Annotated in this window: 16 protein-coding genes; 14 read left to right on the top strand and 2 right to left on the bottom strand. The window is 58.8% G+C overall.

Translation table 11 applies throughout. The features are described 5' to 3' along the window. Positions 1-95 precede the first annotated feature (95 nt). Positions 96-2,900 carry an FAD-binding and (Fe-S)-binding domain-containing protein gene (locus ABJM11_RS20485; protein WP_348292434.1) on the top strand — a complete coding sequence of 935 codons (2,805 nt, stop codon included), beginning with the start codon at positions 96-98 and terminating at the stop codon, positions 2,898-2,900. Here ABJM11_RS20485 and ABJM11_RS20480 read toward each other — a convergent pair. Continuing rightward, complete coding sequence (locus tag ABJM11_RS20480; RefSeq protein WP_348292386.1) at positions 2,894-3,967, bottom strand: mechanosensitive ion channel domain-containing protein; 1,074 nt, start codon at positions 3,965-3,967, stop codon at positions 2,894-2,896. The two genes, ABJM11_RS20485 and ABJM11_RS20480, sit on opposite strands and share 7 nt — an antisense overlap. Positions 3,968-4,087: 120 nt before the next feature. Here ABJM11_RS20480 and ABJM11_RS20475 point away from each other — a divergent pair, with 120 nt between their 5' ends. Further along, positions 4,088-4,762 (top strand): NAD-dependent epimerase/dehydratase family protein, encoded by a 675-nt coding sequence (locus tag ABJM11_RS20475; protein ID WP_348292384.1) that lies wholly within the window; start codon positions 4,088-4,090, stop codon positions 4,760-4,762. 18 nt (positions 4,763-4,780) lie between these two features. Here the strand turns inward: ABJM11_RS20475 and ABJM11_RS20470 are convergent, their stop codons facing one another. Then, positions 4,781-5,092, bottom strand: a complete 312-nt coding sequence (locus tag ABJM11_RS20470; RefSeq protein ID WP_348292382.1) for a hypothetical protein — start codon at positions 5,090-5,092, stop codon at positions 4,781-4,783. A 145-nt stretch (positions 5,093-5,237) separates the two neighbouring features. Here ABJM11_RS20470 and ABJM11_RS20465 point away from each other — a divergent pair, with 145 nt between their 5' ends. The 12 genes from ABJM11_RS20465 to ABJM11_RS20410 all read left to right on the top strand — a co-directional run bounded on the left by ABJM11_RS20465 (position 5,238) and on the right by ABJM11_RS20410 (position 16,812). Beyond that, positions 5,238-6,128: a LysR family transcriptional regulator gene (locus tag ABJM11_RS20465; RefSeq protein ID WP_348292381.1), complete on the top strand. Its 891-nt coding sequence runs from the start codon at positions 5,238-5,240 to the stop codon at positions 6,126-6,128. 92 nt (positions 6,129-6,220) lie between these two features. Then, complete coding sequence (locus tag ABJM11_RS20460) at positions 6,221-6,859, top strand: hypothetical protein (RefSeq protein WP_348292379.1); 639 nt, start codon at positions 6,221-6,223, stop codon at positions 6,857-6,859. A gap of 191 nt (positions 6,860-7,050) precedes the next feature. Further along, on the top strand, positions 7,051-7,851 hold the full coding sequence (locus ABJM11_RS20455) for an SDR family NAD(P)-dependent oxidoreductase (RefSeq protein WP_348292378.1): 801 nt from the start codon (positions 7,051-7,053) through the stop codon (positions 7,849-7,851). A 10-nt stretch (positions 7,852-7,861) separates the two neighbouring features. Further along, positions 7,862-9,067 carry an acyl-CoA dehydrogenase family protein gene (locus ABJM11_RS20450; RefSeq protein ID WP_348292377.1) on the top strand — a complete coding sequence of 402 codons (1,206 nt, stop codon included), beginning with the start codon at positions 7,862-7,864 and terminating at the stop codon, positions 9,065-9,067. Continuing rightward, entirely contained in the window at positions 9,067-10,092 is a 1,026-nt protein-coding gene (locus ABJM11_RS20445) for a phosphotransferase family protein (RefSeq protein WP_348292375.1), read from the top strand. Before ABJM11_RS20450 ends, ABJM11_RS20445 begins: the two co-directional genes overlap by 1 nt. Beyond that, positions 10,089-10,454, top strand: coding sequence for a DUF6285 domain-containing protein (locus ABJM11_RS20440; protein WP_348292374.1), 366 nt, complete (start codon positions 10,089-10,091; stop codon positions 10,452-10,454). The genes ABJM11_RS20445 and ABJM11_RS20440 overlap by 4 nt, the downstream gene beginning before the upstream one ends. Positions 10,455-10,457: 3 nt before the next feature. Next, a complete protein-coding gene (locus ABJM11_RS20435; protein ID WP_348292372.1) occupies positions 10,458-12,068 on the top strand; it encodes an AMP-binding protein in 1,611 nt (536 codons plus the stop codon). A 149-nt stretch (positions 12,069-12,217) separates the two neighbouring features. After that, the gene (locus ABJM11_RS20430; RefSeq protein ID WP_348292371.1) at positions 12,218-13,441 is read left to right on the top strand and encodes an ABC transporter substrate-binding protein; all 1,224 of its coding nucleotides are present in this window, start codon (positions 12,218-12,220) and stop codon (positions 13,439-13,441) included. A gap of 77 nt (positions 13,442-13,518) precedes the next feature. Beyond that, entirely contained in the window at positions 13,519-14,388 is an 870-nt protein-coding gene (locus tag ABJM11_RS20425) for a branched-chain amino acid ABC transporter permease (RefSeq protein ID WP_348292370.1), read from the top strand. Next, complete coding sequence (locus tag ABJM11_RS20420) at positions 14,385-15,332, top strand: branched-chain amino acid ABC transporter permease (RefSeq protein WP_348292369.1); 948 nt, start codon at positions 14,385-14,387, stop codon at positions 15,330-15,332. The genes ABJM11_RS20425 and ABJM11_RS20420 overlap by 4 nt, the downstream gene beginning before the upstream one ends. After that, positions 15,329-16,111 (top strand): ABC transporter ATP-binding protein, encoded by a 783-nt coding sequence (locus ABJM11_RS20415; protein ID WP_348292367.1) that lies wholly within the window; start codon positions 15,329-15,331, stop codon positions 16,109-16,111. Before ABJM11_RS20420 ends, ABJM11_RS20415 begins: the two co-directional genes overlap by 4 nt. Then, positions 16,108-16,812, top strand: a complete 705-nt coding sequence (locus ABJM11_RS20410) for an ABC transporter ATP-binding protein (protein WP_348292365.1) — start codon at positions 16,108-16,110, stop codon at positions 16,810-16,812. The genes ABJM11_RS20415 and ABJM11_RS20410 overlap by 4 nt, the downstream gene beginning before the upstream one ends. Positions 16,813-16,846: the final 34 nt, after the last annotated feature.

Below are 16,846 nucleotides of genomic sequence, written 5' to 3'. Positions count from 1 at the left end.
TGTCGCAGAATTTCCCTATCGTATTACCCCAGACAGTATAAATTGGTATGACCAATTATCCAAACCTTCTGATGGGCAAGGCCCAGGGGTACCTGATGTCACCTGACGTCATCGCGGCAATAAAAGAGCTGGTTCCGGCTGCGCGGGTTTACGATGACCCTCTGTCGACCCTGGCCTACGGTACCGACGCCAGCTTTTACAGGCTGATTCCTCGCGTTGTGGTGAAAGTGGAAAGCGAAGAGGAAGTGGTCAGCCTGTTGGCCATCGCCCGGCGCTTCTCCGCCCCGGTGACGTTCCGGGCCGCGGGCACGAGCCTTTCTGGCCAGGCCATCAGCGACTCCATTCTGCTGGTGCTGGGCGATCAGTGGAAAGACCACGAGATTCGCAATGAAGGCCGGCAAATCCGCCTGCAGCCAGGCATTATCGGTGCTCAGGCCAACGCCTGGCTGGCGCCTTATGGCTACAAGATCGGCCCGGACCCCGCCTCCATCAATGCCTGCAAAATAGGCGGGATAGTTGCCAACAACGCCAGTGGCATGTGTTGTGGTACAGCCCAGAATACCTACCATACCCTGGCCAGCATGCGGCTTATTCTGGCAGACGGCGCGGTGGTGGATACCGAAGACTCAGCCAGCGTTAAAGCATTTCGCGGCAGCCACGCCCCGTTGTTGGCAGAGCTGGAGCAACTGGCGGCGGAGACCCGGGCCAATACCGAGCTGGCGGACCGTATCCGCCACAAGTACCGGCTGAAAAACACCACCGGTCTGTCCCTGAACGCCCTGGTGGACTACAGCGATCCGATCGATATCCTCACGCACCTTATGGTGGGCTCCGAGGGCATTCTCGGATTTGTCAGTTCAGTTACCTACGACACGGTACCGGATTACCCCAACAAGGCCACCGCGTTGCTGGTGTTTACCAACGCGGACAGCTGCTGCCGTGCGGCTGCGTTGTTGCGTTCGCAGCCGGTTGCTGCGGTGGAGCTGCTCGACCGGCGAAGCCTGCGTTCGGTACAGGACAAACCGGGCCTGCCGGAGTGGATACACGGCTTGTCGGAGGATGCCTGCGCCCTGTTGATTGAAACAAGGGCCCCGGATGCAACCCTGCTGCAGGAGCAACTGGTTCAGATCAGGGCGGCCCTGGCCGGGTTTCCGGTGGAAAAAAAGGTGGACTTCACCTCGGATCCAAAGGTGTCTGACCAGTTGTGGGCCATACGCAAGGGTACCTTTCCTGCAGTGGGCGCGGTACGGCCTACCGGCACCACGGTGATCATCGAAGATGTCACCTTTCCCCTCGATCAGCTGGCCGAAGGCGTCAAGAGACTGCAGGCGCTGTTTGTCAAACACGCCTACGACGACGCCATCATCTTTGGCCACGCCCTGGAAGGAAACCTCCACTTCGTGTTTCCCCAGGGCTTCGACAACCCGGATGAAGTGGCCCGCTACGACGCCTTCATGAAAGATGTCTCGCAACTGGTGGCGGTCGAGTTTGGTGGTTCCCTCAAGGCGGAGCACGGCACCGGCCGCAATATGGCGCCATTTGTGGAGCTGGAGTGGGGGCATGATGCCTGGGAACTGATGTGGAAGATCAAGGGCCTGCTGGACCCGGAGAACCTCCTCAATCCGGACGTGGTGCTGTCCCGGGACCCGGATATCCACCTGAAAAATCTCAAGCCGCTGCCTGCCGCCGATCCACTGATCGACAAGTGCATCGAGTGCGGTTTCTGCGAGCCGGTGTGCCCCTCCGAAGGGCTTACCCTGTCTCCACGCCAGCGCATTGTGATCTCGCGGGATATCCAGGCGAAAAAACGGGCCGGCAAGGATACCTCGGAACTGGAAGCGGCCTACCAGTATCAGGGTATAGATACCTGTGCGGCTACGGGGCTCTGCGCCCAGCGCTGCCCGGTGGATATCAACACCGGCGATCTGGTTCGCAAGCTGCGGGCCCAGAAAACCGGCCATCCCGGAGCGGCGGATTGGGTGGCCGAGCATTTTCAGACCGTGCTGCGTGGGACGCGTTTCGTGCTGACCATGGCCTCCGGTGTGGAAAAACTGCTGGGTGCGCCGAGGCTGGCAAAACTGAGCGCGGGGCTGAGCAGGGTGTCCGGGCAGCGACTGCCCCAGTGGGACCCGTCCATGCCTCAGCCCATCCGTTTTGTGCCACAGGCACCGGTGGCCGAAAGTGACGCACCACGGGTGGTGTACCTGCCCGCCTGCGTTTCCCGGGTGATGGGGCCTGCCAGTGGTGATGGAGAGCAAACGACGTTGTATGACAAAACCCGCCAGTTACTGGAAAAAGGCGGCTACCAGGTGGTGCAGCCCCAGGCGCTGGACACCCTGTGCTGTGGGCAGCCCTTTGCTTCGAAAGGTTATCCGGAGCAGGCGGAACGCAAGAAAACCGAGTTGCTGAAGGCGTTGCTGGCGGCAACCCGTAACGGCAGGGACCCGGTCTACTGCGATACCAGCCCCTGTACCCTGCAGATTCAGGAGGCCGCTCGGGAGCTGGGGATGGCTCTGTATGACCCGGTGAAATTCATCCGCGAGAAGCTGGTGGACCGCCTGGTGTTCAAACCGGAAGACACCAGGATTGCTGTTCACGTGACCTGCAGCACCCAGCATCTGGGCGAGTCACAGGGGCTGATCGATATCGCGCGGCGCTGCAGTACCAACGTGGTGGTTCCGGAGGATATCCACTGCTGCGCCTTCGCCGGCGACAAAGGGTTCAATGTGCCGGAGCTGAACAGCCATGCTCTGAGAACCCTGCCACGCCAGGTAGCCAGCTGTACGGAAGGCATCTCCACCAGCCGCACCTGCGAGATCGGCCTGAGCCGCCACGGCGGGATTGATTACCACGGGCTGGTTTACCTGGTGGATCGGGTGACGGAAGCTGCGCCTTACTGATCAGGCTTTTCAACCAGCCTCGCACGGACGCGGGGAAGGTGTTCGGGGAACCGGTTCTGGATGAAGGTGATCATGCCTTCCCGCACAGCGCAACGAAGATCCCATAGCCCGGAAGAGTCCTTGGCGCTCATCAACAGACGAACCTCGATATTGGTGTCTCCGGCATCGGTGACCTGCACCGTCGCGGTGTTTCCGTTCCACTGGGGTGCCTGCTGCAGCAGGCGGTTGAATTCGGTTCGCAGCGGTTCAATGGGCATGGAATAGTCCACATGGATAAACACCGGCCCCGTCAGTTCGGTGTCGTTTCTCGACCAGTTCTGGAACGGGTTCTCGATAAACCATTGCAGTGGCACCACCAGACGCCTCAGGTCCCAGACCCTCAGCACCACGTAGGTGGCCGTCACTTCCTCCACCCAGCACCATTCGCCCTGCACATGCAGTACGTCGTCGATGCGGAAAGGCTGGGTCAGGGCGATCTGCATGCCTGCCAGCAGGTTGCTGAGTACCGGTTTGGCGGCGAAGCCCAGTATGATGCCGCCAATGCCCGCCGAAGCCAGCAGACCGCTACCGAGGTGCCTGACCGGTTCAAAGGTGACCAGAGCAGCGCCGATACCGACGATAACGATAAGAATATTGAGCACCCTGACCAGAAACCGTGTTTGTGTTTCCACCTTGCGGGCGCGCTTCCATTGCCCCTCCAGCACCGGGTTCAGGGAGACAATAACCTCGCCGATGGCAGAGGTGCAGCGCACCAGTGCCCAGGTAATTGCAATAATCAGCAACAGCGTGGCGGCATGTTGGAAAAACGCCAGCAATGGTAAATCTGGCGAGGCGGCCTCCAGCACTCCGTTGAGCACCAGAAGAGCGAGGACAGCGCCCAGAGCGGGAGCAGAAGCATCCAGAAACAGCCGCGGAACGGTTTTTCGGCGCGTCAGCCGTTGAATAACGGCCAGCACACCCTTGAATGCCACATAGGTAATAACAACGGAAAGCAGAGCGGTGAGGCCGGGATAAAGCCAACCCTGAAGGCCGGCCTGTAGCGCATTCAATGTGATGGAATCCTTCATGAGCAATCGATCTTGAGTCAGCGAGTCGGCCAGTTTGCGGTTGTACTCAGTGTAAACTGCTTTCCTATGGCGTGATACTGTAGGCTATCCCGGGGTGGTTTCCTGGTTAAGGAATGTTTTATGAAAGTGATGTTACTGGGTGCCACCGGCCTGACCGGGGGCAAAGTGCTGGAGGGACTCCTGGGCCACGAAGATGTTGCACTGGTGGTTGCACCGGTGCGTGGGAAACTGCCCGTGAGCCATGCGAAACTCGAGCAGCACGAAATCGATTTTGAGCGCATGGATGAACACAGCGACCTGTTTGCCGTGGACGCAATAATCTGTTGCCTGGGCACAACCATCAAAAAAGCCGGTTCCCGGGAGCAGTTCCGCAAGGTGGATTTCGGCTATCCCCTGAAAGCGGCCGAGCTTGGCCGGGCAAACGGCGCAAAGGCATTTGCCCTGATGTCGGCCATCGCCGCTTCGTCATCTTCCACCGTGTTTTACAACCGCGTGAAAGGTGAGCTGGAAGATGCGGTGAAAGCCCTGGGTTATCCATGCCTGGCTATCTACCAGCCCAGCCTTCTGCTGGGCGACAGGAACGAGCACCGCACCGCCGAAGCCCTGGGCATGAAAGCCATGCCGCTGATCAACCGGGCACTGATTGGCCCGCTGGAAAAGTTTCGGGGTATTGAAGCGGCGACCGTGGCCACTGCGATGGTCAACGAGGTGTGCAATCTTTCCCGGGAGGCTTCCGCTGCGCCCGTGGTCCGGGTACACGAGTACCCGGACATCGTGGCACTGGCACGGGGCTGAACGTCAGCCCCGGATCTTTCATTTCTTTCGTCTCGCTTCGCGGCAGACTTCCAGTGCCTTCAGGGCGTCCACTTTCAGCGGCCGCCTGAGCGCCCACTGGATGTCGGCTCTTTCGTAACCGATATCGGACAGTGTCCTGTCATCCTCGTTCAGCAGAGGCACAAACAGGCGCCGAAAATGATACCGGCGGCGAAACATCTTTATCCAGAACTCCAGTGTTGCCATGAAAGCCAACGACGGTGTTGCCGGCATGTACAGATCCAGCTCGGGCGGCTTCACCGGGGTATCGGGGAGCAGCCGGGGGCGATTGAATTCCTGCTGTTTGCACATTCTGACGTCCTCCTTCTCGACGATGGGCGTGTTTCAAGCATGCAATGGGATTTTTGATCAGACAAACGAAAAGATTTAACATGTGTGTTAAGTAAAATTGAAAGGTCAGGAGCGCGACAGGGATCGCGATAGAGAGGGGCAGGAGATGGACAGTTCGAAGCCGGTCATCACGCGTGAGGCAATCCCGCTGCTGGATACCGACGTATTGAGAACCTTTGTCGCCATTGCCGAGAGTGGGAGTTTCACCCGGGCGGCAAAACAGGTCTTTCGCACCCCCTCGGCCCTGAGCATGCAGATAAAACGGCTTGAGGAGATCCTGGGGCATGTCCTGTTTGTACGCGAAGCCCGCCATGTTCGGTTGACCCCTGAAGGTGAGGTGTTGCTGGGCTATGGGCGACGGCTGTTGCGATTGAATGAGGAAGCCATACAGCAATTCCTTGCGCCCAGCCTGCAGGGCCGCGTCAGTTTCGGTACCTCGGATGATGTGGGTAGCCGAATCCTGCCCAGAGTGCTCGCGCAGTTTGCGCGGTCTTACCCGGCTGTGCAGGTGGACGTGGTGGTGGGGTCAAGCCAGCAGAATCTGGCGCGCCTCGATGCCGGCGACCTGGATATGGTATTGATCACCATCGGCAACGACGGCCAGCAATGGCGGGGGGATGTGGTACACACGGAACCTCTGGTATGGGCAGGGCGAGAAGGAGGCATTGCCGTTAATCGTTCACCCTTGCCAGTCTCGTTTGCCAGCCATGGTTGTGCCTGGCGCCGAATGGCGCTGAATGCGCTGGATGACGCCCATATGTCCTACCGCGTTGCCTATACCTGTGACAACTGTTCCGGCCAGGAAGCGGCCATGCTGGCGGATCTGGCCGTAGCACCTTTCCCGCTCAGCCTGGTGCAGCCACCCTTGCGAAGGCTGGACAGGGAAGGCCTGCCAGCACTGCCGGACTATCAGATCGCCCTGGTGCGCAGCGGCACCAATCCGGTAAATGATGCATTGGCCGGCCACGTGAGAGAGGCGTTTGCAGATCTGAGGTGACGGGGGTGCAGAAAGCTGCCGTGTCGGGATTGACTTCCTGGTGCCAGCGAATAAGGTTACGGAGATAACAACGGTCGGAAAAGGAGTTCAAAATGGATTACGTGGGATCCATCAGCAGCGCCGTTATGGCCCTTGTGTGGCTGGTCTATTTCCAGCTGTTCTTCTTCCAGTATCAACGCAATAACCGCCCCTACCTGGTTATTCACCATGCCCAGAACGAGAATCCCGATGCCCTCTGCCTGTTGGTGAACATGGGCAAGGAAACCGTGCATGTGCAGTGCGTGCAGGTAGTGATGCAAACAAGGAACGAGGAAGAGAAAACGCTGCCGGTCACGGAGTATCGCCGTGTCGGAGCGGACGACAGTAATGTTCATCAGGTATTGCGGCAGGGCCCTTTGCAGCCGGGTGGCTATCTCGTGCTCGGTTCGTTCCGCAATATTATCCTGGGGCGGCGAAGTGAGGATAGTGACAGCGACTATCTGTTCGAGGATGTCACCTCTGTTGAGATACGTGCTGCGGTGGTTCACGGCCCCAGCCGCCACCCGGTTGGTGTGCGCCGTCGTTTCTGGTTAAGGCATGAGGGAGAGTCCGAAATCTTCCCCCGCAATATTCACAGCCAACAACTCAATCGCCGGCGTGACCGGCACGAAGTTCGTCGCTGGCTGGAAGCAGAGTTGTGCCCCGAACGGGAAGGGGAGTCGGAGTCTGACAGGTCTGATCAGTCCAGGTAGCCTGTTTGTCCGGCAATGAAGCTCTCGTTCCCTTTAAGCGTATAAGCGTAAGCTAAGCGTCTGATCTAATCATCCGAAAACAATTCATCCCGGTAGCTGGGCTGACCGTAATAGTCACCGGTTGGCCGTTTTGTAACTTCTTCTTGAATAATTCGAGCGCTCGTTCTATTTTGTATGAAGGAGGTCGGATTATGAACAATTCCAAGAATACGGATCCCGGCAACACACCCTGGTCCCTACGCATTGATGGCAAGACTGCGCTTGTCACCGGCGCCGCCGGCGGACTGGGCCACAGCTTTACCCGGTGTCTGCTTGAGGCCGGCGCAAAGGTTATTGTCAGTGGCCGCCGCCGCGAGGCCCTGGAGTCCCTCAAGGGTGAATTTCCCGAGCATGCCGACCGGATCCATGTCGTTACCATGGATGTCACCAACGAGACCAGCGTCACTGAAGCGTTCGACACGATGGCGGATGGCATCGCGGTTCCGGATGTGGTGGTTTCCAATGCTGGCGTGGCAACCAGCAGGAAGGCAATGGACCTGACAGGTTCAGATTGGGACCGCGTGATCGATACCAATCTCAAGGGCTGCTGGCTGGTATGCAATGAGGCCGCCCGTCGCCTCTCCGCGATCAATCAGGGCGGTAGCATCATCATGATTTCTTCCATCCTTGGTCATCGTGTGGCCGGCAATGTGGCGCCGTACGCCGCCGCCAAGGCCGGCGTCGAACAGCTGACCCGTGCCCTTGCGCTGGAATGGGCCAGATATGGTATTCGCGTCAATGCGCTGGCACCGGGTTACATCGAAACCGATCTGAACCGTGATTTCTTCGCCAGTGAACCCGGCCAGAAAATGATTCGCCGCATTCCCCAGCGTCGTCTGGGGCAAGCTGGGGACCTGAGTGGTCCGTTGCTGCTTTTGGCGTCATGGCTTTCCGACTATATGACCGGCAGCACCCTCGTGGTGGATGGCGGCCATCTTCAATCGTCGCTGTAAGGAGTGGGCTGTGGACTTTAATCTGAACCCCAGGAACGAGTCTTACCGAAAACGCATTCGGGACTTTGTAGAACAGGAGCTGTTGCCGCTGGAGCAGAATCCGGAGGCTTACGATGAACATGAGAATATCGAGCTCGACCATCTTGAACAGATGCGTTCCAAAGCAAAACAGCAGGGCTTGTGGTGCCTTCAGATTCCAGAGCATCTGGGTGGCCAGGGGCTTGATATCTCAGGTATGGCAGCCTGTTATGAGGAAATGAACCGCTCCATCTTCGGGCCTGTGGTATTCAATTCCGCAGCGCCGGACGATGGCAACATGATGGTTCTGGCAAAGGTGGCGACCAAGGCCCAGCAGGAGCGCTGGCTCAAGCCCATTGTGGAGGGAAAAGTCAGCTCATCGTTCGTCATGACCGAACCACCTCCCGGCTGTGGCTCGGATCCCGGCATGATGCAGACCACTGCTACGCGCAAGGGCGACCGGTGGGTCATCCACGGCCACAAGCATTACATTACCGGTGCCGCCGACGCATCGCATTTTATTCTGATTGCACGGACTTCCGACGATACCCGAAAAGGCCTGAGCGCCTTCCTGTTCCACAAGGATGATCCCGGTTGGGAAATCCTCCGGCGGATTCCGATCATGGGGCCGGAAGAACACGGAGGCCATTGCGAGCTCCGGTTCGATGGCCTGGAAATCCCGGACGAGAACCGGCTGATGGAAGTCGGCGATGGCCTCAAGCTTACCCAGATCCGCCTTGGCACGGCCCGTCTTACCCACTGCATGCGCTGGCTGGGCCTGGCCCGTCGTTCCCTGGAAATTGCCACCGAGTATGTCAATAACCGGGAATCCTTCGGTCAGTCCCTGGCCCAGCGCGAAGGTGTGCAATGGCTACTCGGCGAGGCGGCCATGGAGATCCAGGTCGGCCGGCTGCTCACCATGCATGCCGCATGGAAGCTGGACCAGGGTGACTTCGCCCGCAAGGAAGTTTCCATGGCCAAGGTCGCTGTTGCCGACACCCTGCACAAGGCGGTGGATACGGCCATCCAGCTTTGCGGGGCGCGGGGCTATTCCAAGGATACTCCTCTGGAGTGGATCTACCGTTATGCCCGCCAGGCGAGACTGGTGGATGGTGCCTCGGAAATACACAAGATGGTGTTCTCGAAGACCTTGCTGGCGGAGCGTACCGATTTCTGGCATTGGGGAGTGAAGGCGTAATGTCCGCGCTTGCCGACACCTTCAGCGCGTACATTACCAGGCAATGCGGTGCCCGGGCTGCCCGGGTTACCGAATTCGACAAGCTCTCCGGCGGCGCCATCCAGGACAACTTCGGATTGACGCTGGAACTGGAGGGCGGCCGCCGGCCAGGTCGGCAGGAATTTGTGGTCCGGCAGGACGCCCCTTCGGGGGTCGCAGAAAGCCTGTCCAGGGCCGAGGAATTCCGGGTTCTTCAGGCGGCGTTCAGGGCCGGGGTAACCGCACCGGAGCCGCTCTGGCTGTGTGAGGACCCGGAGGTCAGCGGGCAGGTGTTCTACGTCATGACCCGGGCAGCGGGGAGCGCGTCTCCTCGCAAACTGGTCAAGGCGGATTTCTCCGAAGAGCAGCGTTGGAACATTGTGCGCCGGCTGGGTGCTGAGCTCGCCAGGTTGCACACAGTGCGGCCACCGCAGGCTTCGCTTGAGTTCCTGGTGATGCCCGATCCGGACAATCCGGCCCTGAGCCGGGTAGCGCTGTATCGCCGCTATCTGAAAGAAATCGATGAACCTCATCCGGTATTGGAGTGGGCGCTGAACTGGTTAGAGGATCATGCGCCGGAGCCGGGCCCGACGGTGCTTTGCCACTGTGATTTCCGGACCGGTAACTACATGATGGACGGTGATGAGTTGACCGCTGTCCTGGACTGGGAGTTTGCCGCCTGGAGCGATCCTTGTGAGGACCTGGGCTGGCTCTGTTGTCGCAGCTGGCGGTTCGGAGCTGATGACCGCGAAGTTGGCGGGATCGGAGACAGGCAGGATCTTCTTGACGGCTACCGGGAAGTAAGCGGCGTCGACCTTGATCCGGCGACGGTCAGCTACTGGGAAGTCATGGCGCTGGTGCGTTGGGCGATGATTGCGTTGCAGCAGGCGCGCAGACACATGTCTGGTGAACAGCGTTCGCTGGAACTGGCGCTGACTGGCCGCATGGTGGCGCAGATGGAGCTGGACCTGCTGAACCAGGTTCAGGAACTGGAGGATGGGCAATGATCAATCAACCAGAAACCCGGGATCTGCTTGCCGAGGCTCGCCAGGTGTTGCTGGAATCAGTGGCCCCGGAGGTTGCCGGGGAGCACAAATACCAGGCACTCATGATTGCCAATGCCATGGGCATGGCCATCCGGGAGCTTGAGCAGCGTGAGCAGGGCCAGCCAGAGCAAACCGACCGGGCCCTGCGGGCATACCTTTCAGAGCAATCCCTTGATGAAACGGCTGCTGAAGCAGAGCGCGACCTTGCCCGGGCTATTCGCGAGCGTCGCCTGGATGGAGCTGACCCGGCTCTGCGATCTGTGCTCCGTACCCTCACCGAGTCCCGGTTGCTAATCAATAACCCTGGCTATCTGAAACGGTGAACCATGGATAAGTACAACAGCCTCGACAAGACAGCCGCCAATCACTCTGCCCTGACGCCATTGAGCTTGCTGCGGCGCTCGGCACTGGTTTTTCCCGACAAGCGGGCGGTCATCGATGACGACCGAACGTTGTCTTACCGTCAGCTCGACCAGCGCTGTTGTCAGATGGGCGATGCGCTTCGTCGCCGCGGCATTAACTCCGGCGATACGGTGGCCATCCTTTGTCCCAACAGCCATGAAATGCTCGAATCTCATTACTCCGTGCCCATGTCCGGGGCGGTGCTCAATTCAATCAATATCCGCCTTGATGCGGCAACGTTGACCTTCATTCTGAGCCATGGTGAAGCCAGGGTTCTGTTCTACGACACCCAGTGGGAGAATCAGGTCAGGGCTGCCATAGCCGAGCTGGAGGCGCCGCCGCTGCTGGTGTCCATCGAACGCAAGGCAGGGGCGAGTGAAGGCCTGGCGGACCTGGACTACGAGAGCCTGTTGGCGGAGGGTGACCCTGAAGCTGACTGGCAAGCCCCCTCCGACGAATGGGCCGCCATTTCACTGAACTACACCTCCGGTACCACCGGCAATCCGAAAGGCGTGGTCTACCATCATCGCGGTGCCTACCTGGCGGCCATGACCAACGCGATGGTGTTCAATATGACCGCCGAGACGGTCTACCTGTGGACACTGCCGATGTTCCATTGCAACGGCTGGGCCTACACCTGGGCGATCACGGCCGCAGGCGGCACCCACGTCTGCCTCCGGGAGGTGGACGCCGTGGAAATCTACCGCCGGATCGAGGATTACGGAGTCACCCACATGTGCGGTGCGCCAGTGGTGATGAACATGCTGCTACAGGAGCTGGGGCGCGAGGGCCTGAAGCTTTCCCGCCCGGCCCATTTTGCCCTGGGCGGCGCAGCGCCCCCCAGCAGCGTGATTCGCAAGGCAGAGGAAATCGGTTTCCGGATTACCCATCTGTATGGCCTGACCGAAACCTTCGGTCCTTCAACTTTGTGCGTGCCCCAGCCGGAATGGCAGCAGCTGCCGCTGGAAGAACGGGCGGTGAAAATGTCCCGTCAGGGTGTCCCCACTCACGGCCTGGATGAGGTCGCGGTACTGGATATGGTCAGCGGAGAGCCGGTGCTTGCCGACGGTAACGTCATGGGCGAGATCTGTATCCGCGGCAACACCGTGATGAAGGGCTACCTGAAGAATGCAGAAGCCACCCGGAAGGCTTTCAGGGACGGCTGGTTTCACACCGGTGACCTGGCTGTCATGCATCCGGACCACTATGTCGAAATCCGGGACCGGGCCAAGGACGTGATCATCTCAGGCGGCGAGAACATCTCCAGCCTGGAGGTGGAAGAGGTTCTTTACCGGCACCCAAAAGTCTCCGAGGCAGCGGTGGTGGCAATGGCCGATGAAACGTGGGGCGAAGTGCCCTGCGCCTTTGTGAATCCGGTCGACGATGGTGAGGAACTCACGGCCGAGGAGATTATCACCTTTTGCCGGGACCACATGGCGCACTTCAAGGCGCCGAGAAAAGTGGTGCTTGGTGAGCTTCCCAAGACCGCCACCGGCAAGATCCGTAAAAACATTCTGCGGGACTCTCTGTCTTGATAACCGGGCTGTCCCGATGACTGGGCTGACCATGGTCAGCAGGAGGTTGCGATAACGCGAATAACGCACTCAGAAAATCGAAACCGGCCCTGATTCAACGGGCTTACAAGTTCCAGTGACAACAAAGACAAGAACACAGGAGCAATACCATGAAAAAAATGACCATCAGGAATCTTCTGGTTGCGATGACCGCAACCGCGACGCTTGGTACCGCCGGCACCAGCTTTGCCGAGGATCCGATCCGGATCGGTGGCCTCTACATTCTCTCTGGCAGCGCCGCCACCTACGGCGAGTTTGCCCAAAAAGGCATCAACCTGGCAGTGGATGAAATTAACGACTCCGGCGGCATCCTGGGTCGCCAGGTCGAAATGATCTATGAGGACACCCAGGGAAAGGCTTCGGTAGCCATCCAGGCCGCGCGCAAGCTGGTCTACTCGGAGAATGTGGACGCCCTTGTGGGGCTCGACAGCTCGGGCGTTGCCCAGGGAATGGTTCCGACCATGCCGGAGCTGCAGAAACCCCTGATCATAACCCACGCCGCCACGCCGGATGTCACCGGCAAGCTGTGTAATTCGTTTACCTACCGCATCAGTGTAAACGTGGCCCAGAACATGAAGGCTGCCGCTATGGTGGCTGCAGAAACCGATGCCACTAACTGGACCACCATCGGTCCGGACTATGCGTTCGGCCATCAGTCCTGGGAGTTCTTTGGTAACTATCTCAAAGAGATCAATCCGGATGTGAACCTGATGTCGGAGACCAACTTTCCGCGCTTCGGTGCCGAGGATTTCACCCCGTTCATTGATCGGGTCATGGACTCTGACGCCAAGGGCGTTCTGATCTCCGTCTGGGGTGGTGACCTGGTCAACTTTATCCGCCAGGCCAATACCCGTGGTTTCTTCGAAGAGGACCTGGAGGTGATGTTCACAGTGGGCGCCGCGACTGAAGTACTGACCGCTCTGGGCGAAGAAATGCCTGAGGGAGTGCATCTGTCTACCCGTTACTGGTACGAAGCCTACGACAACGACATTAATGACCGCTTTGTGAAAGCTTACCTTGATGCCTACGGCAATCCGCCGAGCTACAACGCTGAGGGTGCATATGCCGCCATCTACGCCTACAAACAGGCGATGGAAGCGGCCGGTACCACCGATGGTCCTGCCGTTGCCAAGGCGCTGAGCGGCATGAGCATGGAAGCACCGAACGGAACGGTTACTTTTCGTGAAGGCGATAACCAGGCCATGGTGAGCCCGAACTGGGGTGTTTCCGGCCCCATGCATCCGGAGCATGGCATCCGTACGCTGACCAACCTGCAGATCTTTGACGGCGAAAAAGTAGCCCGCACCATCGAAGAGACCGGCTGCAAGCTCTGAATTGACTGTTGTTCTTTTGCTTGCCGTGGCGTCCTCCGGGGCGCCACGAATCCGGCCCTAACGTAATGAGGTAATCCATGTCTGGCATCGGAGCGGCGTTGCTGAATAGTCTCGATATCGGGCTGCTGCTGTTCATTATCGCAGTGGGTCTGAATATCGTGTTCGGTGTGCTGAACATCATCAACTTTGCCCACGGGGCACTTTACATGCTGGGGGCCTATCTGGCCTTCACTCTGATCAACATCGCAGGCATGCCCTTCTGGGCGGCCCTGCTCCTGGCGCCGATTGGCGTCGCTATCCTGGCAGTTATCATCGACCGGGTCCTGTTGCGCTTTATCTATTCCCGGGACGTGGCAGACAGCCTGCTACTGACTTTCGCTATCCTGCTGATCATCAACGAGAGTGTGAGGATGATCTGGGGCAGTGGCATCCATGTGGTCCAGCCACCGGATTTGCTGTCAGGTTCGGTGCGTCTGTTGGGCAGTTCCGTTGCCACCTACAGCCTGTTTGTGATCGTTATCGGCCTGTTGCTGCTGGCCGGCCTCTGGTACCTGTTCAACCGCACTCGTGTCGGTCGCATCATGCGGGCAGCGGCACTGGATCGCGATATGGCTGAGGCGCTATGCATCAATACCCGGCTGGTGGTGACCGGCGTTTTTGCGTTTGGCGCATGGCTGGCCGCTGTCGGTGGTGTCATGGCCGCCCCCATGCGGGCACTTGATCCGGGTATGGGGGACAAGATCATCATCGAGTCGTTCATCGTGGTGGTAATTGGGGGACTGGGCAGCTTCCCGGGAGCCTTGCTCGGAGCCATCATCCTGGGGCTGATTCACGGCTTTGGTGGCCGCTACCTGCCGGAGGTGAACCTGTTATTGCCGTTCGTCGGCATGGCGCTGGTTCTGTTGTTCAAACCACACGGCATTATGGGTAAGGGAGCACACGCATGAAGACCAAGGTTCTGATGGCCGTTCTGGCTGCGGTGATCGCGGGGCTGATTGCGGTGCCCTGGATTGCTTCGTATTTCTATGTGTTTATCTTTACCGAAATCCTGATCCTGGGTCTGTTCGCGGCCAGCTTCAACCTGATTTTCGGTTATACCGGCATGCTAAGCTTCGGACATGCAGCCTTCTTCGGTATCGGCGCTTACGCCACGTCCCTGGTGCTCATCCACCTGGAGTGGCCGTTCCTGGCATGCCTGCTGGTCTCCATGGGGGCGTCCGCACTGCTGGCGCTGATGATCGGCTTCCTGAGTGTCCGGCTCAATGAGGTGTACTTTGCCATGCTCACCCTGGCTTTTGGCATGATGGTCTTTGCCATCGCCTATCAGTGGCGCTCGGTGACCAACGGCAGTGACGGCCTTGCCGGGTTTACCCTTGGCTCCTTCGGGCTTGGACTCGATCTGACCCTGGGTAATCCCTCGGTCTATTATCATGTGGTGCTGGGTATTGTGGCCGTTGCAGCGATCGTGCTTTACCTGATCTGTCGCAGTTCTTTCGGCATGATCCTCAAGGCCATCCGTCAGAATCCCGAACGGGTGTCGTTCGCCGGACTGAACGTGCGAACCTATCGTTTGGTGGCATTTGTCATAGCCGGAACCTTCGCAGGCCTCGCTGGTGGTCTGATCGCGCCGTTCCTGCGTGTCGCGAGCCCGGAACTTCTGCACTGGTCCATGTCCGCCGAACCGATCCTGATGGCCATCCTCGGTGGCACCGGGTTTTTCCTGGGCCCCTTCATTGGTTCGGCGGCGTTCGTCCTTTTGGAAACCTGGATCACCACTTATACAGAGTCCTGGATGCTGGTTCTGGGTATCATTCTGGCAATGATGGTGATCTTCTTCCGCAAGGGCCTGCTGGGCACCGCCATTGACTGGTGGATGGAGGTGAAGAAATGAGTAACCCGGTCCTTACCATCGCTAACCTGACCAAGCGTTTTGGCGGAGTCACAGCGGTCTCTGATATCAACCTTGAAGTCATGCCCAGGGAAACCATCGCTATTATCGGCCCCAACGGTGCCGGCAAGACTACTTTTTACAACATGGTTTCCGGCCGGATGCAGCCCACTGAGGGCAAGATCATGCTGGACGGCAGGGATATCACCGGCCTGCCACCCCACAAGATCAGCCGACTGGGAGTATCCCGGTCGTTCCAGATCAATAACATCTTCCCGGAGATGACGGTGCAGGAGAACGTGGAAGTGGTGCTGTCGGCCTATCATCGCCATAGCCGCAAGCTGTTCAATTTTGCTTCTCGCAACACCGTGATCCAGCAAGAGGCGGTTGAGTTTCTGAAACGTCTGGGCATCGACAGCCTGAAGGCGCAGCGTGCTGAAGTTATCAGCTACGGCGACAAACGATTGTTGGAAATCGCCATGGTGCTGGCAACACAACCCAAGCTGGTACTGTTGGACGAACCCACCGCGGGCATGACCCCGGATGAAACGCGACTCACCACACGGCTGATCAAGAAGCTTGCCGACAGCGGTGACTACACGTTCATGATCACCGAGCACGATATGGATGTGGTCTTCAATCTGGCGGACCGTATTCTGGTCATGCACCGTGGCGAGAAGCTGTTTGCCGGTACACCTGAAGAAGTGAAGAGCCATCCGGAGGTGCGTGTCGCGTATCTGGGGGAGGAAGATGACGAAGCGGTCGAGGAGGCCAGGCCATGATTCTTGATGTTCGCAATATCCAGACGTTTTACGGTGAGAGTCAGGCGCTTCAAGGTGTTACCCTCCGGCTTGAGGCCGGAGAGACAGTTTGCATCCTTGGCAGGAACGGCGCGGGGAAAAGCACCACTCTGAAAAGTATCATGGGGCTGACCCCTCCGAGGTCCGGAGAGGTTATTTATGAAGGCAAGCCGGTGCAGGGCTGGCCGGCACACCGGATTGCCCGCGCAGGCATTGGGTATGTGCCGGAAGATCGCCGGATCTTTCCCGGACTCACCGTGCGGGATAATCTGGATGTGGCCTCTTATCAACGCAAGGGCGGTGCCTCGCGCTGGACAGTGGATGGCATCCTCAAGAAGTACGAGATGTTGGGCGAACGGTCTGACCAGGACGGTGCCACCCTCTCCGGTGGCCAACAGCAGATGCTGGCGGTGGCGCGTTCGCTGATGATTCAGCCGAGACTGCTATTACTGGACGAGCCCAATGAGGGTCTGGCCCCGGTTATCGTGCAGCAGATTGGTGAGCTGATTGACGACCTGAGTCAGACCACAACCATCCTCTTCACCGACCAGAGCGTGCGTTTCGCTCTCAAGCATGCGCAGAGAGCCTACATCCTCGAAAAGGGCCAGGTGGTGCACGAGGCGAGCAGTGATGAACTCCGGGCTGATCAGGCCACCCAGGACCGGTTCCTGTCAGTGGCATGATCTGACGTATAATCCCCGCCGCAGGAGCAGACAG

This window comes from Marinobacter sp. (assembly GCF_039977835.1).
Classification (GTDB): domain Bacteria; phylum Pseudomonadota; class Gammaproteobacteria; order Pseudomonadales; family Oleiphilaceae; genus Marinobacter.
This window is presented reverse-complemented; position numbering and strand designations above follow the sequence as displayed.